At 39.9% G+C, this 17,213-nt stretch carries 11 protein-coding genes; all 11 read right to left on the bottom strand.

Translation table 11 applies throughout. The features are described 5' to 3' along the window. Positions 1-5: 5 nt before the first annotated feature. On the bottom strand, positions 6-3,050 hold the full coding sequence (locus tag J4N46_RS02150; protein ID WP_236013567.1) for a SusC/RagA family TonB-linked outer membrane protein: 3,045 nt from the start codon (positions 3,048-3,050) through the stop codon (positions 6-8). Between the two features lie 284 nt (positions 3,051-3,334). Then, positions 3,335-4,318 carry a tRNA dihydrouridine synthase DusB gene (dusB, locus tag J4N46_RS02145; protein WP_208057956.1) on the bottom strand — a complete coding sequence of 328 codons (984 nt, stop codon included), beginning with the start codon at positions 4,316-4,318 and terminating at the stop codon, positions 3,335-3,337. 67 nt (positions 4,319-4,385) lie between these two features. Continuing rightward, positions 4,386-5,597 carry a GTPase HflX gene (gene hflX / locus J4N46_RS02140; RefSeq protein ID WP_009415691.1) on the bottom strand — a complete coding sequence of 404 codons (1,212 nt, stop codon included), beginning with the start codon at positions 5,595-5,597 and terminating at the stop codon, positions 4,386-4,388. A 41-nt stretch (positions 5,598-5,638) separates the two neighbouring features. Then, positions 5,639-6,094, bottom strand: a complete 456-nt coding sequence (locus tag J4N46_RS02135; protein WP_208057954.1) for a copper resistance protein CopD — start codon at positions 6,092-6,094, stop codon at positions 5,639-5,641. 36 nt (positions 6,095-6,130) lie between these two features. Continuing rightward, entirely contained in the window at positions 6,131-6,697 is a 567-nt protein-coding gene (pth, locus tag J4N46_RS02130) for an aminoacyl-tRNA hydrolase (protein ID WP_208057951.1), read from the bottom strand. A gap of 222 nt (positions 6,698-6,919) precedes the next feature. Then, positions 6,920-7,165, bottom strand: coding sequence for a chaperone modulator CbpM (locus tag J4N46_RS02125; RefSeq protein ID WP_009415695.1), 246 nt, complete (start codon positions 7,163-7,165; stop codon positions 6,920-6,922). Positions 7,166-7,167: 2 nt separating this feature from the next. Continuing rightward, positions 7,168-8,052, bottom strand: coding sequence for a DnaJ C-terminal domain-containing protein (locus tag J4N46_RS02120; protein WP_208057949.1), 885 nt, complete (start codon positions 8,050-8,052; stop codon positions 7,168-7,170). A gap of 177 nt (positions 8,053-8,229) precedes the next feature. Further along, positions 8,230-10,941, bottom strand: coding sequence for a calcium-translocating P-type ATPase, PMCA-type (locus J4N46_RS02115; protein WP_208057947.1), 2,712 nt, complete (start codon positions 10,939-10,941; stop codon positions 8,230-8,232). Between the two features lie 66 nt (positions 10,942-11,007). Next, positions 11,008-14,112 (bottom strand): type I restriction endonuclease subunit R, encoded by a 3,105-nt coding sequence (locus J4N46_RS02110; RefSeq protein WP_208057944.1) that lies wholly within the window; start codon positions 14,110-14,112, stop codon positions 11,008-11,010. A gap of 111 nt (positions 14,113-14,223) precedes the next feature. Continuing rightward, entirely contained in the window at positions 14,224-15,681 is a 1,458-nt protein-coding gene (locus J4N46_RS02105; RefSeq protein WP_208057942.1) for an ATP-binding protein, read from the bottom strand. Positions 15,682-15,821: 140 nt separating this feature from the next. After that, positions 15,822-17,039: a restriction endonuclease subunit S gene (locus J4N46_RS02100; RefSeq protein ID WP_208057940.1), complete on the bottom strand. Its 1,218-nt coding sequence runs from the start codon at positions 17,037-17,039 to the stop codon at positions 15,822-15,824. Between the last annotated feature and the right edge of the window lie 174 nt (positions 17,040-17,213).

Genomic DNA, 17,213 nt, shown 5'->3' with positions numbered 1-17,213 from the left:
ACAATTTAAAATGTTAAGTCAAGCCCTAATGAAAAAGAGCGTAATGTAGGGTATGAATATCTATAAACCTCCCCTGATACAAATTCTTGTCCTGCTTCTAACTGGCTTTCACCATTACCTATAGAAACTTCAGGGTCTCCTTCAAACTTCGTCCAAGTATAAAGATTTTGTGCTTGTACAAAAATACGTGCTCCTACGCCTTTTACAGCATCTTTTGGCAAGGTATAGCCCAATGATAAGGTACGGAAACGCAAATATGACCCATCTTGTAAAAATCTATCAGAATCCTGATTGAAATCTGCATTCAAACGTGGCAACTTGCTGTCTCCTGGTCGTTTCCAATAGTCAAGTGCATCTTTTCTTTGGTTAGAAGTTACATTAGCACCATCACTAAGCAAGTCTTGTGCCACTTGGTTATAAATATAATTACCTATTTTGAAAGAAAAATCGGCATTTAGGTCTATTCCCTTATAAGTAAAGGTAGTGTTGAAACCACCAAACTGTTTCGCGAATGGGCTTTTGCCCGACAATACATAGTGTTTTGCTGAAGTATAGTTATTAGTTATTTCTTCTCCTATCACTTTTCCGTTACTATCATATTTATCTTTATAGTAAAGCGCATCTCCATTAGAAGGATCTACACCTGCATAACGTGGTATATAATATGTAAATGGTAATTCACCTTCTTTCAAGATGGTTTTCATACCTACAGTTATCTCGTTACGATTTCCTAAACTTTTAATTTTATAATCAATAAAGGTGATATTAGCTCCTACATTCCATTTAAAATCAGCTGTTTTTACGATATCGCCTCCTACAGAAAGCTCTATACCGCTGGTATTCATATTACCTGTATTCACATATTGGCTATAAGCCCCTCCTTCCCAAGAAAGTGGAATTTCAAATAAAAAGTCTTTACGTACGTTCTTAAAATAACTTGCTGTTAGTGATAAGCGATTTGCAAAAGCCGCTACCTCAGCCCCTACGTTGAATGATTGTTGTGTTTCCCAAGTAAGTTTAGGATTTGCAATCACACTTTTTGGCAACGCAGCTGGTAAATTACCATAAGAGGAAGACTGATAATAGCCTTTAGCTGCATAGTTAGGAATATCCCAGTTACCTGTAGTACCATATGAAACGCTTAGGTTGGCACGATTTAGCCATTCTGCTTGTTTCATAAAATCTTCTTTAGCCACATCCCAGTTTGCCCCTGCACTCCAGAAGTTACCGTAACGATTGTCTTTACCAAAGCGAGAAGCTCCATCGCGGCGTACTGAACCTGTAAGTACATATTTGCCATCGTAATCATAATTAAGTGCCGCTGCCATTGAGAACATTGCACTTTCTGATTTTGAAGAGCTTACATTTGTAGGTGCAGCACTATTATCTTGTGTAGTTAAGAATTTTGACATATACCCTTTACTTCTTAAGCTATAGTAATGAGTATAATTATCAGTATATTCGGTAAACAAGGTAGCACTTAAATTGTTTTTACCAAATGATTTTGTATAATTCAATTGGTTCAACCAAGTGTAGTTATAAGTATCGCGTCCTGAATCAGTTTTAGCTCCTGGTGCAGATTTATCACCTGTTATCTCATCTAACATTGAACCTGGTTGAGCGTAATATTCACGTTTATAACGTCTATAGTTTGCTGAATAACGCATTGTATAGCTAAGGCTTGGTACAATCTCATAGCTCGCAAAAGCACTTGCTAAAAGCTGAGTAGTTTTAAGTACTTCAGGTATATTTTTAAGTGATTCTATAATTGAAAGCACCTGAGAACCTGTTTCGTATTCATATTCTCCTGTTTGCTGATTTTTTACAAAATGACCATTGTCATCGCGTTTGTAAACATTTTCGTATGGATTATACCAATACATTGCTGCAAAAGGGTTTTGTTGATTATACCTATCACGAGGCTCATCGGTTTTGGTTTGTGCCAAACTTGAAGTAAAACCAAATTTTGCTTTATCAGTAAGCTTTGTATTGAGGTTTAAACGCGCTGTATAACGATTAAAACCATCTAAGTGTTTTACGATACCTGTATTTTTATCCCAGCCTCCTGAAAGGAAATAGGTAGTTTCACCTCCTGCACCCGATGCAGAAAGCATATGTGAGGTGATAAAGGTTGTTTTCAATACATTTTTTAGCCAATCATTATCATAGCTAATCAAATCTCTTTTTTCCTTTGCTGTTCTTTGATAGTTCGCAGGGGCTACAGCTTCTTCATAGCGAATTTTTTCTTCAGCGTTCATCATCTCAAAAGGATCAGGTGTTTTTTCGCCAAATCCTGAGCGTGCTGAATAGGTAAATTTAGTTTGTCCTTTCTTACCTTGTTTAGTAGTAATTACCACAACCCCATTGGCACCACGCGAACCATAGATAGCAGTAGCTGCTGCATCTTTTAGTACCGACATAGATTCTATATCACTAGGGTTGAGAATGTTCAAATCATCTTTATCTACGAACACCCCATCAATTACATATAGCGGTTGTGATTTATCACCACCTTTCACATTAAGTGAAACAGCCCCACGCACTTTTATAAAAGCGGTTTGTCCTGGCTTACCGTTTAGGGCTGTAACATCTACTCCCACAGCTTTACCTTGTAGCATATTATCTACTGAAGTAGTAGGGTTTAGCTTCCCTAAGCTTTCACTGCCTACAGTAGTAATCCCTGCTGTAGCAGCATCTTTCTTAGTTTGCATATAGCCCGTAACAATTACCTCGTCTATTTGTTGTGCTTCTTCTTGTAGTATAACGTCTATTCGCCCAGAAGAAGTTACTTTGTGGGACTGAGGTTTCATACCAAGAAAAGAAAACTCTAAGGTTTTCCCTTGTGCCACCTTAATAGTATACTTACCATCTAAGTCCGTTTGTGTACCGTGATTCTCTCCTTTCACCATTACAGCTACTCCTAGCATCTCCATCCCATTAACATCACGTACTGTTCCTTTAACCTCTCGCTCTTGCGCTAGCGAGACACTTTGCACTATCATTGCCAACAATAGCGCAAACCATACTTTGCTCTGCTTACTTATTTTCATCTTCTAAAAATATTTAATTACCGCGCAAAAGTAGAAAATATATTCTTCTAATCAAAACTTTTTATTTTATTTTTTATGTGTGTAACTATTACAAACGTAAAAAAGTACATCTTAAAAAACCTTTCTTTATTAAAATATATTCAATAAAAAAGCATATTCTTTAATAATCATTAAAAAATATGCTCAATATACAATATAATATGATATTCCAATTTTTTATTGAAAATTCTATATTTATACAAATTTAGTTGTTAGTTTTTAGCCGTTAGTCGTTAGTTTTTTTGTCATTTGTCATTTGTTACAGGCAATTCAAAATTCAAAACTTTTAAAATCTCTTCTACGCTATCTAAGGTTACTAATTGCTGGCGATAAGGCTTAAAATTTGGTATCCCCTTGAAATAATTCGCATAATGCCTACGCATCTCTAATACCCCTTGCCGCTCGCCTTTCCACTCCACCGACCATAGCAAATGATTGCGCACTGCCTCTACCCTATCTGCCATAGTGGGGGGGGGTAGCAGTTGCCCCGTAGCAAAATAGTGTTTTATTTCTTCAAATATCCACGGATAGCCAATGGCAGCCCGCCCTATCATTATTCCATCTACACCATATTTATTGCGGTATTCCAAAGCTTTTTCAGCACTATCAATATCTCCATTGCCAAAAATGGGTATCACTATACGCTGGTTGTTTTTCACTTTTGCAATATAACTCCAGTCCGAATGACCTTTGTACATCTGGCTACGGGTGCGGGCGTGTATTGTAAGGGCACTAATCCCTACATCTTGCAGCCGTTCAGCCACCTCTTCAATATTGATGCTCTGTTCGTCCCAACCTAAACGCGTTTTTACAGTTACAGGCAGCGAAGTGCTATTCACCACCGCTTTGGTAAGCCGCACCATCAGGTCAATATCTTTCAGTACCCCAGCACCAGCCCCTTTGCTAACTACCTTTTTTACAGGGCAACCAAAGTTGATATCCACAAGGTCGGGATTGACCGTTGCTACTATTTTTGCCGAAAGAGCCATAGCCTCTTCATCACCTCCAAAAATTTGTATCCCTACAGGACGCTCATAATCAAAAATATCTAATTTCTGTCTGCTTTTTATAGCATCGCGTATCAATCCTTCGGAAGAGATAAACTCACTGTAAAGCATATCAGCCCCGTGCTGCTTGCAGAGACGGCGAAAAGGAGGGTCGCTTACATCCTCCATAGGGGCAAGCAACAAGGGAAACTCTCCTAAATTTATATTTCCTATTTTTACCATTTTTAGTTGTACATTAGTCATTCGTTGTTAGTCAATACCCCCAATCTAACAACTAATGATTTTTGAGCTAAGAGCTAATTTCATCTATATCATATAAAAAATTGTTGTAGGGGAAGCGGGTGATATGTATTTCCTTCACTTTTTCATACACCACTTTGCGGAATTCCTCTAAGTTTTCCTTATTGAGTGCCGAAATAAAGAGGACATCACGCCCCATTTTCTGCATCCACGTATTTTTCCAGTCTTCGAGGGTAAAATGCTTGGCGGTGCGCTGGGTTGCTAAATCGTCTTCGGCTATTACTTCGTGAGTGTAGGCATCTATTTTATTGAAAACCATAATGGTAGGCTTGTTGGCACTTTCTATTTCAGCCAATATTTGGTTCACCGAATGTATATGATCTTCAAAGTTAGGGTGCGATATATCTACTACGTGCAGCAGCAAGTCGGCTTCGCGCACTTCATCAAGGGTACTTTTAAACGACTCAATGAGCTGGGTAGGCAGTTTGCGTATAAAGCCTACTGTATCCGAAAGCAAAAAAGGCAGGTTTTCAATCACTACTTTGCGCACGGTAGTATCTAAGGTAGCAAAGAGTTTGTTTTCGGCAAACACATCACTTTTGCTAATTACGTTCATCAAAGTAGATTTGCCCACATTGGTATAACCAATAAGTGCTACACGTACCAATGCCCCGCGGTTGCTGCGCTGGGTAGCCATCTGTTTATCAATAGCGCTGAGTTTCTTTTTCAGCAAGGCGATACGATCGCGCACAATACGGCGGTCGGTTTCTATTTCGGTTTCCCCAGGACCGCGCATTCCTATCCCCCCACGCTGGCGTTCTAAGTGCGTCCAAAGTCCTGTAAGGCGTGGCAAAAGGTATTCATATTGTGCGAGTTCCACCTGCGTACGCGAATAGCTGGTTTGGGCACGCTGTGCGAAAATATCCAAAATGAGCCCTGTACGGTCTAATATTTTTACTTTGAGTATATGCTCTATGTTTTTCTGTTGCGCTGGTGTAAGTTCATCATCAAAAATGACAGTACCTACCTCGTTTTCTTCAACGTACTGCTGCACTTCCTCCATTTTACCTGTCCCTATAAAGGTTTTAGGATTGGGAACGTCCAATTTTTGGGTAAAACGCTTCAGCACCTCACCTCCTGCGGTGTAGGTGAGGAACTCCAACTCATCTAAGTATTCTTTAGATTTTTCTTCGGTTTGCTGCTGGTTGATAATCCCAACGAGCACTACTTTTTCGTAGTTTAAATTTATTTGTTCAATCACAATGTTTAGTTGTTAGTTTTTAGGTGCAGTCGGTATGGCAATTATAGTCCGCCGATGCGTACTAAGCTGCCGAGTAATACCATTGTTACGCCCAAAAGGGTTACGCAAATGATATGTACTGCCATTTCGGGCAACTTTTCTATGTGCCCTTTGCGGAGCTTGGGGAGTACGCGCGTTTGTGCCGAAATAGCAAAGCACACACTGGTGAGCAAACACAACAATTTCAGCGATACAACGCGCTCTACAGGAAACTGAAAATGGAACCACGTGGTGGCAGTAGCTCCAAAATCATACGCCATTAGTATGCCTGTGATGACCAATACCAACAGTGAGGGCATCCCGATGGGCTCATAGGTGCGTTCAAAATTGCCAATATAGCTAAAATCACGGTGTTTTAGGGCTTTAGGCAAATAGCCTATAGCCAATAATAAGTGTCCTCCCACCCAAATGGTGGCTGCTATAAGGTGAAGTAATAAGAGAATGTGGTGTGTGTACATCGTTTAGCTAATTATTTAGTTATGAGTTGTTAATAGCTACTTATTATTAAAGGTATTCATTGTAATGGCGAGACCTGCTAAGCCGTAGGAAATTACGGCTTCGGCGCATTTTTCTATGCGTTCGGGCAAAGCTAACTTCTCTTCGTCAGTCCATTCACCCAGCACATAGTTTATTTGCTTCCCCAGCTCAAAATTGCTGCTTATACCAAAGCGCAACCTTGCATAATTAGTGGTATTTAGCTGAGCCTGAATATCCTTTAGTCCATTATGCCCGCCATCGCTGCCTTTGCCCTTCAGGCGCAACGTGCCGAAAGCGATATTCAAATCATCGCATATCACCAATAAATTTTCTAAAGGAATATTTTCTTTTTCCATCCAATAGCGTACTGCCTTGCCACTGAGATTCATATAAGTGGAAGGTTTTAAGAGTATAAAAGTACGCCCCTTCACCTTTATTTCAGCAAGGTCGCCTAATTTTTGGGTGGTGAAAGTAGCGTTATGGTCTTTAGCTAACTTATCGGCTACTAAAAATCCTATATTATGACGCGTGAGTGCGTATTCTTCGCCTATATTGCCGAGACAGGCTATTAAATATTTTTTCATAATGCAAAGGTACAAAATAATGTTTAATATACAAGTGCGAGCCGCACAGGCTTTTATCCTTCGTCACATACTCGGCTGCGCCAGCTCGCCAACTTTCCTTCGGTGCGAGCCGCACAAGCTTCACATACTCGGCTGCACCAGCTCGCCGACTTTCCTTCGCTCATCCTTCGCTCATCCTTCGCTAAACCTTCGCTCAACCTTCGCTGAGGGTATACAAAAAAATTAACGCTTAAGAGCTTCTATTTGTTCAAGCAAATGATGAATAATTTCTAAGCCAGCCATATTTACCTCTAAGTCATAATGCCAGTTCGTAAAACGCTCGAAGGCAGAAAGCTGGTCATAGTGCAAATAAGTAGTGTTATTAATTACCTCCGTTTGTATAAGTCCGCTTGATACGAGGTCGTTGAAAAATGAAACTTCTATATTGTACAAACGGATTATTTCTTCTTTTGATATTCTTTCTTCCATAACTATGAATTTTTAAGTTGTTCAAATAATGCCTTTTGTTTATCGGTGAGATTTTGGGGCAGCGTAACATTGTAACGAACGAATAAATCACCAAAAGCACCTTCTTGCTTGTAAATGGGCATACCTTTACCTTTTAGTCGTACCGTAGTGCCGTTTTGAGTTTCGGGTGCTACTTTCATTTTCACCTTGCCGCTAAGGGTTTCAATCTGCACTTCGCCACCGAGTACAGCTGTATAAAGGTCTATATTCACTGTGGTTTTTAGGTCATTCCCATCGCGCTCAAACTGACTATCGGGGGCTATGTGGAAGGTAATGTACAAATCGCCGTTAGGACCTCCGTTATACCCTTGATGCCCGTGTCCTTTTAGCTTTATTTGTAGCCCTTCATATACTCCTGCTGGTACTGTAATGCGTATATTCTGACCGTTTACCGAAAAAGTACGTTGTTGGCTAACAGCGACTTCCCGCAAAGAGAGTTGCATATCGGCATAAATATCTTGTCCTTTAAACTTGCGTGCTGCACTACCATACCCACGCCCGAAGCCTTCTGCACGACCGCCAAACATATCGCGGAAGAAATCGGAATAATCACCTTCCTGAAAGTCGCCTTGTGCAAAGCCTCCAAAACCACCTTGCGCTTGTTGTTGGGCTCTTTCATACTCTTCGCCGTGTTGCCAATGTTCGCCATATTTATCATATTTAGCACGGTTTTCGGGATCAGAAAGCACTTCGTTTGCCTCGTTAATTTCTTTAAACTTTTGTTCGGCATTCTTATCGTTGGGGTTCATATCTGGGTGATATTTGCGCGCCAACTTCCGATATGCTTTTTTGATTTCATCTTGAGTAGCTGTTTTGCTAACCTCTAATGTTTTATAGTAATCTATCATACGTTATTATTTTGAATCAATGCAAAAGTACAAAATAATTACCAACCTACAAATGTCTATAAGTCATAATTTTAAAAAATAAGTATCTCACAGGAATAAAATGAAAAAAAGAAAGGCTGTCCTTAAAAGTTTAAACTAAACTTTCCGGACAGCCTCTTAAATAACGATTAAATATAACTACTTACGCACTATCATTCGGAGGGCTTCGCCTACCCAAAGGACGGTGCTGGTGGCTCCTATAATAATGAGCCAATCGGTTATTTTTAAGGGGGTTACGCTAAACATTGCTCCTCCAAAGGTGGTAATCAATACCTGCCCTACTATAATGGCTAAGGCTATCATTATAAAACCTTTGCTATTGCCTATGCCTGCAAAAGCGCTCTTGCCTGTGCGATAGGCTTTGGCATTGAACATATTCCAAAACTGTAACATCACGAAGATTGAGAAGAATAGCGATAATTCATAGGCTGACAATCCGCTCTGGAAACTTCCGAAATGGAAGAAATGGGCGAAATAATCTATCACGCTGAACTGGGTGAGGCTGGTAATTTCCTCATTCTTAAAGTATTGTATAAAGCCAAAGAGCAACAATACGAAAAGTCCGCCAACGCCAAAAATGCCGTCTGCCATTGTTCTACTGATGATATTAGCCCTGCGCGAGCGAGGTTTATCACTCATCACGCGCTCACTTGGTGGTAATGAAGCTAATGCCAAAGCGGCAAAAGTATCCATTATCAAATTCACCCATAGCATTTGTGTAACGGTAAGCGGCGATTGTACCCCCAAAAACGCTCCAAAAAGTACAATAATACAAGCTGCCACGTTGATGGTCATCTGGAAGAGGATAAAACGCTGAATGTTAAGGTACAACGAGCGTCCCCACATTACGGCTTTGCCAATACTACTAAATGAATTATCCAAAATAGTAATGTCGCTGGCTTCTTTGGCTACCGAAGTACCATCGCCCATAGAGAGCCCCACTTGGGCTGCTTTTAGGGCTGGAGCATCGTTGGTGCCATCGCCTGTTACGGCTACTACTTCGCCTCGCTGTTGTAGGAGATTTACCAAGCGGGCTTTATCTAACGGACGAGCACGCGAAATGACGCGTAGGTGTGTGATGCGCTTAGAGAGGTCGGTATCGCTCATTGCGGCAAATTCTGCGCCTGTGATGTGATTGATATCGGTGCAAGTGTCGTCCCAAAGTCCTATTTGTCGTGCAATTTCTTTGGCTGTACCTGGAGTATCGCCTGTAACGATTTTCACTTGTATGCCTGCGCCCATACATTCTTTTATAGCGGCTGGCACATCAGGACGAACGGGGTCGGAAATAGCGGTAATACCTACAAACTGCAAGCCTTCTACCACCAGCTTACCATTCTCGGAAATCACTGCCTTGGGGTCATCAATCACCTTGTATGCAAAGCCAATGGTGCGCATTGCTTGCTGCTGATATTGTAGGAGCTTCGCCTCAAAGTCGGCTTGCGAAATTTGAGAATTGAACTTGCCTGCACTGTGGCAGAAGGTCATTACTATTTCGGGGGCTCCTTTTACGTACAATACGCTCTTGCCCAAAACTACCGACTGTACTAAGGTAGCCATATACTTGCGTTCTGTAGAAAACGTAAGTTGCTGAAGCACTTCATTTTCTTCGCGTATAGGCAAGTAATTAATACCTTTGCCATACAACCAAAGCAATAAAGCGCCTTCAGTAGGATTTCCTAAGACATTCGGCTTGTCTTTATCGGTAAAATCTAAATAAGCGGTGGAATTGACAGCCATCATTTCGGCTACTAATGTATCATCGGTAGCAGGATTGAAGTAGGTTTCATAGATGGTCATTTGGTTTTGGGTGAGTGTACCCGTCTTGTCGGTACAAATAACGGTGGTTGCCCCCATTGTTTCGCAGGCGTGCATCTTGCGAACAAGGTTGTTGGTAGCCATCATACGGCGCATACTATAAGCCAAACTAAGGGTTACACTCATCGGAAGCCCTTCAGGCACAGCAACTACCACTACGGTAATAGCAATCATCACGGTATTGAGCATATAGCCGCCAAAGAGTACCCAATCTATATGCTCAATGGTATTGGCAGGATTGGAGAAGAAAACAATAAACCTGCCCACAACTACTAAAGCAGCGATGGCATAGCTTATTTTGGTAATCAAGTCGGCTAAATTGTCTAACTGCTCATTCAAAGGTGTTTTTACTGAGTTGTCTATTTGTACGCCTTCAAACACCTTGCCGTATTCGGTAGCATCGCCTACTTTTTTCACCTCAAACACACAATGCCCATCTACAATAGAAGTGCCACGACAGATGTAGTTGGAAGGATAGGTAGCTTCTTGCTCAAATTCTTCAGGGTTTGTCGTTTTGTGCACCATCGGCTCTCCTGTAAGTGTCGACTCGTTGATATGCAACGATATAGCCTCCAACAGTTCACCATCGGCTGGGACTTCTTCACCGGTTTCGAGAAGGATAATATCGCCTACAACAATGTCTTTTTTAAGCACTTGCGTTACCCGTTCGTTGCGAATAACTTTGTAGTAAATATCATCATTTACCTGATTGAGGATTTCAAATTGTTTATTAGCTTTTACCTCGAAGTAAAAAGCCACCCCCGTAGCTAAAAGCACAGCAAAGAGGATACCCACAGGCTCTAAGAAAGCGTGAATACCTTGTTGATGAACAATAAACTCATAGGTGGAAACGGCAAAAGAAAATACCAACGCTACCAATAGAATGATAATGATAGGGTCGGTAAATTTTTCAATAAACTGCTTCCACAGCGATTCTTTTTCGGCAGCAGTAAGAGTATTGTCGCCGTATTTTTTTCTATTTTCAAGGACTTGCGCCTCGGTAAGCCCCTTGTAATGATGTTTTTCAGACATAGAATTTAAAGATTACGAGCGCAAAGATAGTAACAATTTGCTAATTAGCTAATGTAGATGAGAAAATTACAACTCACCCCCTACGCCTTTGTATTTCTCTACAAAAGCTGCTATTCTGCGAAATACACTTTGTTTCTTGGTACGATAGTGTGGATTTAGCGCACTCATTTTTGGCAAAATACCATTAAGGTCGGTACCATTTTCGCTAGCGTATTCGCGTTTTAAGGAGAGTTGTATATATCGTTTGGCAGCCTCTTCATTTAGGTTTTCTTCAGCAATTAGGTTCTTTGCATCTTCTCTTTGTCGCTCTTGGGCATAAGTGAAGAAAGCTGCTATGATAGTTGGTTTATCGTCAATAGTATCTAAATCGGTTTCGTTGATAAAATCTACTATAAGACCTTCTTTGGCACGATTACCTATGCTGGCACGAATAGTGCGGCGCACTTCCTCTACCAAAGCCTCTTTGTTTTTGTTCTTTTTGTGGTGTTCTAAGATGAGTTCGAGTATGTAATCAAGGTCTATTTCTTGCGATTTTAGCAAATCTACTTCAAAAACTACCTCTTCCCAATCAATTAACTGTTTTTCTTGTGCGGCATTCTCGCGTTCTTTATTTACCCAATCGCGTATGTCGTTATAAGTAGATTTATAGTCTTGCACTAATCGCTCTTTGAGTACCTCTAATTGTACCATAGAAGTTACTTGTTCTTCGGTTAGGAAATGCTCTTCGGCAAAGACTTTTAACGCTTCGGGGTCGTTTTTATCAATCGTTTGTAGCGCTTTGAGATGGGTAAACTCATCGTAGTTTTGCAAGATGTTTTCCACCTGCAAATATTCACCAAAAAGCTTTACAAAGGCTTTCTTATCGGCAGTAGTGTGAATTTCATCGGGGTCGGGGAATTGTTCTTTTAGTTCCTTTACAATTTCGTTATAGCCTCGGCAGGCTTTACCGGTAATTATATCGGTAAAACCATTTAAATACTCTTGATAGCTCTTTTCGAGGATTACATTCTTGGTGCTCTTATCGCCAAAAAGGGTAATAGCATCAATAGTAGCTTGTTCTAAATCGCGAAAAGTAACAATATTGCCAAAACTTTTAGTGCTGTTGTAGATGCGATTAGTGCGAGAATAAGCCTGCAAAAGTCCGTGATAGCGCAAGTTTTTGTCTACAAACAATGTATTGAGCATAGACGCATCAAAACCTGTGAGGAACATACCCACTACTATCATCAGGTCTACCTCTTGATTTTTCATTCGGTTACTCAAATCGCGATAGTAGTTTTCAAACGATTTGCTCTCTAATGAAAAACTTGTTTTAAACATCGCATTATAGTCGGCAATGACTTTTTCTAAAAACTCTTTGGCACTAACATCCATAGCTGTAGGCTCAAAAGTTTCATCGGTAATGTCGCCTATCGCATTTTGTTCTTCATTGGCAGCATAGGAAAAGATAGTCGCTATCTTGAGCGGTCGGTCGCTATCTTTTTGCAAGGCATTGAGCTCTTGGTAGTAGCATTTGGCAGCCTCTACACTGCTCACGGCAAACATCGCATTGAAGCCCTTATTACTGCCCTCGTTTCTATGTGTTTTAAGGCGGAAATTGCGCAGGATATAGGTAGAAATCTCTTTGATACGTTCGGGGTGTAGCAAGAGGCGTTTGTTTTCGGCAGCACTAAGTTTGGCTTCATCTTGCTCGGTTTCTATACCCTTAAATTGCGGACGTACATCGTTGTAATCTACTTTGAACCTCAGCACCTTTTCATCGCGAATGGCATCGGTAATCACGTAGGCGTGCAGTTCGCGACCAAATACGCTGGCAGTAGTTTCGCTGCCCAAAGCATTTTCGGAGAAAATAGGGGTACCTGTAAAACCAAATTGGTAGTACTTTTTAAACTTCTTTTTAAGGTTCTTTTGGGCTTCGCCAAATTGCGAACGATGCGCCTCATCGAAGATAAAGACTACTTGCTGGTCATATACCGGCAAATGCTCTTCACTCCTCATCAGGTTATTGAGTTTTTGGATAGTAGTAACGATAATTTTATGGTCGTTCTTGGTTAAATTCTGTTTGAGTCCGGCAGTACTACCCGAACCATTTACACTATCGGGCGAAAAGCGTTGGTACTCCTTCATTGTTTGATAATCCAAATCCTTGCGGTCTACTACAAAGAATACTTTATCAATAAAATCGAGCTGGGTAGCCAATTGGGCAGCCTTAAAGCTAGTGAGTGTTTTGCCCGAACCTGTAGTGTGCCATATATAACCACCTCCCTCAAGAGAGCTCCAATGTTTCGCCTGATAGGCACTTTTAATCTTCCAGAGCAGTCGCTCGGTAGCGGCTATTTGGTAGGGGCGCATCACCAGTAGCGTGTCGCTTACATCAAGCACCGAATAGGTGAGCAACACTTGTAACAAAGTATTTTTCTGGAAGAAAGTAGCTGTAAAATCCTTCAGGTCTTTGATGAGCGTATTATCGGCTCTTGCCCAATTCATCGTAAAATCGAAGCTGTTCTTATTGCGCTTTACGGTATTGGCAAAATAGCGGGTATCGGTACCGTTGGAAATAACAAAGAGTTGTAGGTATTTGTATAGAGAACTCTCGCTGTTGAAACTCTCTTTGCTATAGCGATGCACTTGGTTGAACGCCTCGCGGATAGCAACGCCTCGCTTTTTGAGTTCTATTTGCACTAAGGGCAAGCCATTTACTAAAATTGTTACATCATAGCGATTGGCGTGAGAGCCTTTTTGCTCGAACTGGTTGATGACCTGCACCTTATTGCGAATGATATTTTTCTTATCTACCAAATAGATGTTTTGTATATGCCCATCGTCAAACACAAAGTCGTAGATATAATCGCGGTGCAGTTTGCGTGATTTTTCTACCAAGTTATCGCTGGGGGCATCTAAATACTCTTCTACAAAGCGCGCCCATTCGGCATCGGTAAAGGTTACGCTATTAAGGTTTTGCAGCTGCGTGCGTACATTTGCCAAGAGAGCTGTAGGGGTAGTAAGCAGAGGCAAGTATTCATAGCCTTGCCCTACCAAATCCTCTATAAATTCGCGTTCCAACGCATTTTCGCTTTGGTAAGTAGCAGGAGCTTCATTTACTTTAGAGAGCTTAGTATAACTGTCTAAAACAATGTAGTTTTGTGTTTCGGCGATAGTGTTGTAATTCATTGTTAAAAACTTGCTTATTTAGGGGTAAAACTTGCTTATTTAAATTTTACTATTGATTTTCAGTGAGTTATAATTACATTTCTTCCTTGCTTAACAAGGGGCAAAACTTGCTTATTCTTTCTTGAAGGTATATTTTGCATTCACATCACGCTGTTTTCCACTATGTCGTTCTATAATGTTTTGAGCGATAAATGCATTTAGATAAGAGCGTACAGAATTTTGATTAATCTTTGTATATTGTAGCAAATCAGAAAGTACAGCAGAGCCTTTTCTGAATAAATAGAGTAAAATAGCTTTTTGGGTTTCATTATATTCATTCCACTTCTCTTCAATAGCATTCATTAGTGCTTTTGAAATCGTTTTCTCGTGAGCACTTACCCTATTGCGCAAAGTGAGATATACATTGTTATTCTGCTCTCTATACTCTGGTTGGGCAAGCAATGACTTTTCCATAGATTGATAAATACGTGATACTCCCTCATTGAGCTGACGAACATACCCTAAGTCCTCTAACACTCTTGCTATACGTGGATTTCGAGCAAAACGTTCTGTTTTTATATTTTCAATCGTAACTTGTGCAGGGAGAGGACCACTATTACTAATCTCAAGCCGGTCATCAAAATGTTTGATATAAATTTCATTGCCCTGTAGATTATAGGAACGGTGGCAAAGAGCATTGACCACCCCTTCAAGCCAAGCCTCTTCGGGGTATTCAGGTACTTTTCTGAATTTTCCTATAGTAACATCTAAAAAATAATAATCTCGCAATGAGGTACGCAAAAAATAGGTAAGTTCATCAATAAGTCTTGGGATATTGTTTTCAAAACGTTGGTCTTTCACTACATTGTGCTCACTACCCACTTTTGCCTCTGTTCCTTCATAACGTACATAGCGCACGGAGGCAGACGGGATATAACGCTCAGGCGAAGTAGAAAACAAAAGTATTGCCGATTTTTTAAATTGGTATTTCCCTTCTTTCTTGGCTAATAGATTTCGTTTATAAAGCAAATCATATACCTCACCTGTAAAGTTTAGTTTCTCTTTATAAGCTGCCAATAAAGTTTGGTCTAAGTCCTCTTCATCAAAGTCCGGCATAAGTTCTTCCTCGAATAGACGAATATTTTTATCGTATTCAAGTTTTTTTATCTGCTCTTGGTTTAGTTCCCTGTTACTGTCGGCTATTCTTAGAAAAAATTTTTCATTATCTTTACGACAATATATACGCTCTACATCTTGTTCTACATGAAAGAAAAAGATTAGTTTTCCATCTACAAATACTTCTTCTAATACAATATTACAAGGAGGAATAATAAAATCAAAGACTAGTTTTCTATACTCATCCAATTTGTCAGCTATAGTGTTGAGATCTTGTATTTCTCCTTTATCACTTATTCCAAAAGCTAATACCCCTCCATCAGCATTGAGCATACCGATGAGCTCTTCCGCAATTTTGGTAGGTTTCGTATCCTTCTCTCCTAAGCCTTTCCTTTCAAAATATTGGTTTTCAAGCTGTTTTTCTAAGTATTGCTTGGTAATAATACTATTAATTTTTGATACTGGCTTATTCATAATTTTTCCTTGCTTATTGGTATAAAAAACTTGCTTATTTAGGGGTAAAACTTGCTTATTTAAATTTTACTATTGATTTTCAGTGAGTTATAATTACATTTCTTCCTTGCTTAGCAAAGGGCAAAACTTGCTTAAGCATTTTATTTCTTAGGGAAAGACAATAATTTTTCTCTGTAATACTCGTATTGTTTTCTGCGCAGGGCTATTTCTTTGGGTAGCCCCTCGCTAATGGAATTAACTAAAGTATCGAACTTATCAAGAATAGCGACAATGCGGTTTTGCTTTTCTAATGGGGGGAGAGGGATTTTAAGAGTCTCTATTTGTTTTTTGGAAACTGCAGGTATTCCTCCTTTTTGTTGCACTCCAATTAGTTTTTCCTGATTATTCTTTAAATAGTAATATACATATATCCAATATTTTCCATCTTTATCATTCAAATCAATAGTATAACAGCTATTACCTGCCCAAAAAGGAGAGTGAATTTTATTAACAAAACCTGCATTAGCTCCTCTTGCACTAATAATTATTTTATTACCTTTTTGATTAAATCTATCATAGAAACCTGTCTCAGTAATTCCACCATTAAAAACAGGGTATAATCCGTCTGCTTTCTGATAATTTTTATGGACAAATTCTCCTATAGTAACTTTAGCTACTTCTCCCAGCGTTTTCCATTCTACCTCATTTCCTTCATAACTCAGTAACTTATTACGATAGTATTCATACTGCCGCTTGCGGCAGTCCAGCTCCGCCTCCAGCTCCGCCTCCAGCTCCGCCTCCAGCTCCGCCTCCAGCTCCGCCTCCAGCTGGGTGAACTTGTCCAAAATACGAACAATCTCTTGCTGAACAGAAAGAGGAGGGAGAGGGATTGGGAGTTTCAAAAACTCTTTTGGGGAGAGGTGCATTATTGTTGTTCCTTTTACACATTTCATTTTTTGTTTTTCAAACCATTCACTATTTAATAAATGAACTAAATATCCTGCATTTTGTAAGTGAGATAAAATAAGGGTATCTCCTCCTATATACACAGGTATATCTATGCAAATGGCTGAAACTTTACCTATTTGAGCTTCTTTTGTTGTACTAGATAGAGGTAATAATAAGTCGGATTTTTTAGCTATAGTTGCTTTTTCAACTCGCTCTAAAGAAGTATGTGACACTATCTCTGTTATGTAATTTCCATATGTGGTATATAATTCTCCGTACAATATTATAGGAACATTACCTAATCCTATATCAGACTTTTGCAAAGATTTACCTCTTAATACTTTACATACTTCTCCTAGCGGTTTCCATACTACTTCAGCGCCTTGCAGGAGGCGCGCTATATAAGGGAATATTTTTGGTTCTTGTGTCATAGGTTGTTATTTGTGTTTCGTTTTCAATAGCTTAGCTGTGTTTTTCTCTAATGCTTTTAAGCTTTTTGAGTGGTGTGTCGGAAATTCCGACATACCACTTTCTTCTAATATTGTTGCCTAACGTCTTAGTTACCTTCTTTTTGAATTGTCAAGAAAATCTTGACAGTTGCTTCG

It is taken from the genome of Capnocytophaga bilenii, from assembly GCF_017565765.1.
Lineage (GTDB): Bacteria > Bacteroidota > Bacteroidia > Flavobacteriales > Flavobacteriaceae > Capnocytophaga > Capnocytophaga bilenii.
The sequence above is the reverse complement of the archived record's forward strand: the minus strand, read 5'-3'. Positions and strand labels throughout refer to the sequence as shown.

Coding starts and splice junctions, on each gene's coding strand:
- pth (WP_208057951.1), bottom strand. CDS start 6,697: ATGAAAAAATATTTAATAGCCTGTCTCGGCAATATAGGCGAAGAATAC.
- J4N46_RS02150 (WP_236013567.1), bottom strand. CDS start 3,050: ATGAAAATAAGTAAGCAGAGCAAAGTATGGTTTGCGCTATTGTTGGCA.
- J4N46_RS02120 (WP_208057949.1), bottom strand. CDS start 8,052: ATGATAGATTACTATAAAACATTAGAGGTTAGCAAAACAGCTACTCAA.
- J4N46_RS02125 (WP_009415695.1), bottom strand. CDS start 7,165: ATGGAAGAAAGAATATCAAAAGAAGAAATAATCCGTTTGTACAATATA.
- J4N46_RS02100 (WP_208057940.1), bottom strand. CDS start 17,039: ATGACACAAGAACCAAAAATATTCCCTTATATAGCGCGCCTCCTGCAA.
- dusB (WP_208057956.1), bottom strand. CDS start 4,318: ATGGTAAAAATAGGAAATATAAATTTAGGAGAGTTTCCCTTGTTGCTT.
- J4N46_RS02135 (WP_208057954.1), bottom strand. CDS start 6,094: ATGTACACACACCACATTCTCTTATTACTTCACCTTATAGCAGCCACC.
- J4N46_RS02105 (WP_208057942.1), bottom strand. CDS start 15,681: ATGAATAAGCCAGTATCAAAAATTAATAGTATTATTACCAAGCAATAC.
- J4N46_RS02115 (WP_208057947.1), bottom strand. CDS start 10,941: ATGTCTGAAAAACATCATTACAAGGGGCTTACCGAGGCGCAAGTCCTT.
- J4N46_RS02110 (WP_208057944.1), bottom strand. CDS start 14,112: ATGAATTACAACACTATCGCCGAAACACAAAACTACATTGTTTTAGAC.